Annotated in this window: 6 protein-coding genes; 2 read left to right on the forward strand and 4 right to left on the reverse strand. The window is 65.4% G+C overall.

The annotated features are described in order from the left end of the window. Together A5714_RS06765 and A5714_RS06770 are read left to right on the forward strand one after the other, a co-directional pair. Positions 1 to 549 (forward strand): ABC transporter permease (locus tag A5714_RS06765; RefSeq protein ID WP_156747199.1); only part of this gene is annotated, 549 nt, incomplete at its 5' end. 78 nt (positions 550 to 627) lie between these two features. Further along, positions 628 to 1,410, forward strand: coding sequence for an SDR family oxidoreductase (locus A5714_RS06770; protein WP_068068078.1), 783 nt, complete (start codon positions 628 to 630; stop codon positions 1,408 to 1,410). Here the strand turns inward: A5714_RS06770 and A5714_RS06775 are convergent. The 4 genes from A5714_RS06775 to A5714_RS06790 all read right to left on the reverse strand — a co-directional run. After that, the gene (locus A5714_RS06775; protein ID WP_068284056.1) at positions 1,403 to 4,312 is read right to left on the reverse strand and encodes an RND family transporter; all 2,910 of its coding nucleotides are present in this window, start codon (positions 4,310 to 4,312) and stop codon (positions 1,403 to 1,405) included. The two genes, A5714_RS06770 and A5714_RS06775, sit on opposite strands and share 8 nt — an antisense overlap. Next, positions 4,309 to 4,764 (reverse strand): MmpS family transport accessory protein, encoded by a 456-nt coding sequence (locus A5714_RS06780; RefSeq protein ID WP_197502776.1) that lies wholly within the window; start codon positions 4,762 to 4,764, stop codon positions 4,309 to 4,311. Before A5714_RS06780 ends, A5714_RS06775 begins: the two co-directional genes overlap by 4 nt. A 274-nt stretch (positions 4,765 to 5,038) precedes the next feature. Then, positions 5,039 to 5,647, reverse strand: a complete 609-nt coding sequence (locus A5714_RS06785) for a TetR family transcriptional regulator (RefSeq protein WP_068068144.1) — start codon at positions 5,645 to 5,647, stop codon at positions 5,039 to 5,041. 129 nt (positions 5,648 to 5,776) lie between these two features. Then, on the reverse strand, positions 5,777 to 6,476 hold a 700-nt coding region (locus A5714_RS06790), incomplete at its 5' end, for an alpha/beta hydrolase (RefSeq protein WP_068284059.1).

The following is a 6,476-nucleotide window of genomic DNA, read 5'->3' on the forward strand; positions in this document are numbered from 1 at the left end:
GCCGATCGCGAAACCGGTGCCCTGCGGCGGTTACGGGGCACGCCGACCACCGCCTCGTCGTATTTCATCGGCAAGATCTGCCTGGTCGCCGTGGCCAGCCTCGCCGAGGCCGTCGTCCTGTTGACGGTGGGCGTGTTGGTGTTCAAGCTGGCGCTGCCCACCACGGTGTTCGGCTGGTTCACCCTGGCGTGGGTGTTCCTCTTGGGCATCGTCAGTTGCTCGCTGTTGGGCATCTTCGTCAGCAACTTCGCCAGCAGCGCGGTGTCGGCGGCGGTGATCACCAACGGCCCGGCCGTGGCTTTGCAATTCGTCTCGGGCACCTACGTTCCGCTGATGGCGTTGCCGGCCTGGATGCTCACCCTGGGCTCGGTGTTTCCGGTGAAGTGGATGGCCCAGGGATTTCGGTCGGTGCTGTTGCCGGCGGAGATGGCCGCCTCCGAACCGGCGGGCCGCTGGGAACATTGGCACATCTTCTTCGTGCTGACGGCCTGGACGATCGGTGGGCTGATCGCCTGCCTCGCCGTTTTCCGGTGGTCGGACAGGAGCTGACCCGCCACGGTGTAACCCTGGCCATCCATCGCTTCCGCTTTGTATGGTGCTAGGCACCTACACGACGGGAGCGATGCGGTGGCACAACGGTTGGCGGGCAAGGTGGCCCTGGTCAGTGGCGGTGCGCGCGGCATGGGGGCGTCGCACGTGCGCGCGCTGGCCGAGCAGGGCGCCAAGGTGGTGTTCGGCGACATCCTCGACGACGAAGGCAAGGCAGTCGCCGCCGAGGTCGGTGACGCGGCCCGCTACCTGCACCTCGACGTCACCAAGCCCGAGGAGTGGGACGCGGCGGTGACCCTGGCGGTCACCGAGTTCGGTGGGGTGGACGTGCTGGTCAACAACGCCGGCATCATCAACATCGGCACCCTGGAGGACTACGCGCTCTCCGAGTGGCAGCGCATCCTCGACATCAATCTGACCGGGGTGTTCCTCGGCATCCGGTCGGTGGTCAAGCCCATGAAGGAAGCCGGCCGGGGCTCGATCATCAACATCTCTTCGATCGAGGGGATGGCCGGCACCATCGCGTGCCACGGCTACACGGCCACCAAGTTCGCCGTTCGGGGGTTGACCAAATCGGCGGCGCTGGAGCTGGGGCCCAGCGGTATTCGCGTCAACTCGATTCACCCCGGCCTGATCAAGACGCCGATGACCGAATGGGTGCCCGACGACATCTTCCAGACCGCCCTGGGCCGCGCCGCCGACCCGCGGGAGGTCTCGCACCTGGTGGTGTACCTCGCCAGCGACGAGTCCAGCTATTCGACCGGCTCCGAATTCGTCGTGGACGGCGGCGTCACCGCCGGCCTTGGGCACAAGGACTTCTCGGCGGTCGACGTCGCCGCGCAACCCGACTGGGTCACGTAGCGCTGATCACCGGCGCGTCGCTCTCGGTTCGTTCGCCCGGCTTGGGCCAGGGCGACGGCAGCGGGCGCTGCCGCACCCGTTGTGGCCACCAGAACCATTTGCCCAGCAGCGCGGCGATCGCCGGCGTCATCAGCGACCGGACGATCAACGTGTCGAACAACAGCCCGAGGCCGATGGTCGTACCCACCTGACCGATGACCGTCAACTCGCTGACCGCCATCGTCATCATGGTGAACGCGAACACCAGGCCCGCCGACGTCACCACCGAGCCGGTGCCGCCCATGGATCGGATGATGCCGGTGTTCAAGCCGGCGTGAATCTCCTCCTTGAACCGCGCCACCAACAGCAGGTTGTAGTCGGCGCCCACGGCCAACAGGATGATGACCGACATGGCCAGCACCATCCAGTGCAGCTCGATGCCGATGAGGTGCTGCCAGATCAACACCGAGAGCCCGAACGACGCGCCCAGCGACAGCAGCACCGTGCCCACGATGACCGCCGAGGCGACCACACCCCTGGTGATGAGCAGCATGATGATGAAAATCAAGCACAGCGAGGAGATCCCGGCAATCAACAGGTCGTAGGCGTTGCCGTCGCTGAGGTCTTTGTAGATCGACGCGGTGCCCGCGAGATAGATCTTCGAGCCCTCCAGCGGCGTCCCCTTGAGCGCTTCGTAGGCGGCCTTGCGGATCAGGTTGATGTGCGAGATGCCTTCCTGGGACATCGGATCGCCGTCATGGCTGATGATGAAGCGCACCGCGTGGCCGTCGGGCGAGATGAAGTTCTTCATGCCCTTCTTGAACTCGGCGTTGTTGAAGGTCTCCGGCGGCAGGTAGAAGGAGTCGTCGTTCTTCGACTCGTCGAACGCCTTGCCCATGGCGTTGGAGTTCTTCTGCGCCTCGTTCTGCTGGTCTTGCAGGCCCTTCTGCGTCGAATACATGGTCAGCATGGTCGTTTTCATCGCCCGCATGTTGGCGAGCATCGGTGGCATCAACGCCGTCAGCTGGGGCATCAACGTGTCCAGGTGCTCCAACAGCGGCACCAGCTCGCCGACGTCGTCGGCCGTCGTGTCGATGCCGTCGAGGGTGTCGAACACCGAGCGCAGCGAGAAGCACACCGGGATGTCGTAGCAGTGCTTCTCCCAGTAGAAGTAGCTGCGGACCGGGCGGAAGAAGTCCTCGAAGTTGGAGATCTTGTCCCGGATCTCGTCGATGTCGACCTTCATCTGCTTGGTCTTGGCGACCATCTGGTGGGTGACATCGGCCATCTGCTGGGTCAGACTCTGCATCTTCTCCATGCTGTCGATGGTCGACTGCATCATGTCGGCCTGTTTGAGCATGTCGGCCATCTGGTCTTCTTGGTACTTCTGGTTCATCTGCTGGCTGACGCCCTGCATGCTGATCTGGAAGGGGATCGAGGTGTGCTCGATCGGCGTGCCCTGGGGACGCGTGATCGCCTGCACCCGAGCGATTCCCGGCACCCGGAAAACCGCCTTGGCGATCTTGTCGATGACCAGGAAGTCCGCGGAGTTACGCAGGTCGTGGTCGCTTTCGATCATCAGCACTTCGGGGTTCATCCGCGCCTGCGAGAAGTGCCGATCCGCGGCCGCGTAACCCTCGTTCGCGGGCAGGTCGGCGGGCAGGTAGTTACGGTCGTTGTAGTTGGTGCGGTAGCCGGGCAACGTGAGCAGCCCGACGAGCGCGACCCCGACGGTCAGGACCAGGATGGGCGCCGGCCACCGCACCACCAGGGCGCCGATCTTGCGCCACCCGCGAATACGTTGAGTGCGTTTGGGTTCCAGCGTTTTGCGGAATCGCGTCGCCACCGAGATCACCGCGGGTCCGAGCGTCAACGCCGCGCCCACGACGACCATCATGCCGATGGCCAACGGGATGCCGAGGGTTTGGAAGTAGGGCAGGTTGGTGAAGTGTAGGCAGAAGGTGGCGCCGGCGATCGTCATGCCCGAGCCGAGCACGACGTGCGCCGTGCCCTTGTACATCGTGTAGTAGGCCTCTTCCCGGGATTCGCCTATCGCGCGGGCTTCCTGATATCGGCCGATCAAAAAGATCGCGTAGTCGGTGGCGGCCGCGATGGCCAAGGTGACCAACAGGTTGGTCGCGAACGTCGAGAGCCCGATGATGTTGTAGTAGCCGAGGAACGCCACCATGCCGCGCGCTGCCGACAGCTCGAGCACCACCATGACCAGCGTCAGCAACACGGTGACGATCGACCGATACACCAGCAGCAGCATGGCGATGATGACGGTGAAGGTGGCCGCCGTGATGACCTGCAGGCTGCGGTCACCCGCCACGTGCTGATCCGCCGACAACGCGGCGGGCCCGGTGACATAGGTCTTCACCCCGTGCGGCGGGGTCAGACCGGCCACGATCTTTTGCACCGACTCGACCGACTCGTTGGCCAGCGCCTCACCCTGGTTGCCGGCCAGGTACACCTGCACGTAGGCGGCCTTGCCGTCGTTGCTTTGCGCGCCCGCCCCGGTGAGCGGGTCGCTCCACATGTCCTGGACGTGCTCGACGTGTTTGGTGTCGGCGTCGAGCTTCTGGACCATCTTGTCGTAGTAGGCGTGGGCGTCGGCGCCGAGCGGGCTCTGGCCCTCCAACACGATCATCACCGAGCTGTTGGACTTGTACTCGTTGAAGATGGCGCCCATGCGCTTGGTCGCCACCACGGACTGCGCGTCGTCGGGCGTCATCGACACCGATCGCATCTTCCCGACCTCGTCCAGGTCGGGAACGAGGACGCTGAGCACGGCGATGATCGCGATCCAGCCGAGGATGATGGGGACGGCGAATTTGCGGATCAACCGCGGGATTCGCTCCCGTACCGGCGCCTGGCTGATCGGGATGGTGTCGGTCCGCGTGTCGTCGGAGACGGTGCTCATGCTGATTTCACCAAGCAGAAGGTCAGGGCGTGTACGCCGGTGGTCGTTTTCTCGGCCTTCACCTCGTCGTCGATGGTGATGCGGCACCCCAGGAAGTCACCGTCGCTCTGCGCGGAAAGGTTCGGGAAGACCGACGGGGCGGTGGTGCTCAAGACCAGCGTCCACGGCAGCGGCGCGCCGTCGACCCGCTTCGGGTCGGCGCTCAGATCCAGGTAGTTGACGTTGGCCTCCGGCGCCGAGCCGAAGACCTCGTACTTGACCACCTTTGGCTTGAAGGGCTTGGAGTCGTCAAGCCGCGGGCTGGTCAGGATTTTGGTGTCCTGGGCACCGAAGAACGACTTGACCCGCACGACGGCGAAGCCGCCGACCACGACGACCGCCACGATCAGCAGCGGCAACCACGCGGTACGCACCAACTTGGATATCTGCACCGAGGTGATTCCCTTTCTCATCACCCACTCGTGATGCGGTCAGCGTGAGCGCCGCCCGCACACGAGGCCATGGCCACACGAGCTCCACGACTTACGTTGCACCGCAGTGTTTCTCGACGGTGACAATGATCAACGGTCGTTCGATTGCCGGCGGCGCAGGCCGCCAAGCGCACCGACGCTCACCCCCGGTGCTCCTGCCTGTTACTGCGAAACTTAGCTGAGAACCGCGAGTCGAGCATAGTACATATTCTGCATATGTTGCACACCATGCAACTATTGCTGACGGTGTTTCAAATCACTCCGTGAAGATGCTGTTGACCAGCGCCGCGGCCCGCTCGACGTGGGGCATCGGCGTGTCGGCGGTCTCGTCCGCCTCGCCCTGCGACCAGCGCTCGATGCCCGAGCGCACGGCCGTCAGGGCCAGCGCGGCGATCAACGCCACGATCTCGTCGTCGGGTTGCATGCCCTGGCGGCGCGCCACCACGTCGGTGAGGTGATTCTGGAAGCGCTCCAGGTCGGCCAGGAACGCCGCCAGGACGGCGGGGGAGGTCTTGGCCAGCTCCAGCATGTGGGCGGCATGCTCGCGGCGCGGCGGGACGTCGCGCAGATGGTGCGCCGCCAAGGTGATCAGCTCCGCCAACACCACCGAGTACCGAGCCGGGCCGGCCGCGACGAAATCGGCGACCAACTCGGGAGGAATATCGGAGGGCCCGTACGCCAGTGCCGACTCTTTGTTGGGGAAGTAGTTGAAGAACGTGCGCGTGGAAATGCCGGCCTCGGCACAGATTTCGTCGACGGTGACCTTGTCGAATCCGCGTTCCAGCGTCAGGCGCACCGCCGCGTCGCGGATGTCCGCGCTCGTCTGACGGCGACGGCGCTCGCGCAGGCCCATCTGGTTGACCACCACGGCCTCTATAGTTGCACACTCTGCATACTTTGCAGTCAAAACGTGTCCGAACGCGTCGGACCTGCCGCGGCGACGGCGACCGCGCGGGCCGCACCGGCTCGACGCAAACTGTTGCGGCGCAGCGCCTTAATCGGTGGTGTGGAGCCCGGAATCGGCGCCGGGCCCGGCGAGGGCGCCCCGCAGATACGTGCACTGGCTGTCGAAGAACCGCACCGAGACCGGGGCCTTGTCGGCGATCTGGTCGAAGGCGTGGAAAGCGCCGGGGGCTATCTCTTCGTGCACGGGCACGCCGGCGTCGCGCAGGCGCCGAGCGTAGGCCCGGGATTCCGGGTAGAACAGGTCCAGCGTGCCGACCCCGATCCAGGTGGGCGGCTGACCGGAGAGGTCATCGCGGCGCGCCGGCGCCGCGTCGCGCGGGTCGGCTCCGTCGAGGTACCACCGCCAGGCGAGTTGGTTGTCCGTTGCCGTCCACATCAGGCGCTTGCGGGCGTCGCGCTCGGCTCCGGTGCGGTCGTCGAGCATCGGATAGATCAGCAGCTGACAGGCCAGTGCCACGTCCTTGCGATCGTGGGCTCGCTGGGCCACCGCCGCTGCGAAATGCCCGCCGGCGCTGGCCCCTCCGACGCCGACTCGCGCCGGATCCACCCATGGTTGGTTGGCCAGCCACCGCAACGCCGCATAACAATCCTCGACGGGCGTCGGATACGGGTGCTCGGGCGCCAATCGGTGCTCCACCGCCGCGATCGCGACGCCGGCGCAACGAGACAATTTCCGCAGGTACTTGTCATCTTGGGCGGCGTGACCCATCACGGTGCCGCCACCGTGG

Origin of the sequence: Mycobacterium sp. E2462 (genome assembly GCF_001672685.1) — a bacterium.
Classification (GTDB): Bacteria; Actinomycetota; Actinomycetes; order Mycobacteriales; family Mycobacteriaceae; genus Mycobacterium.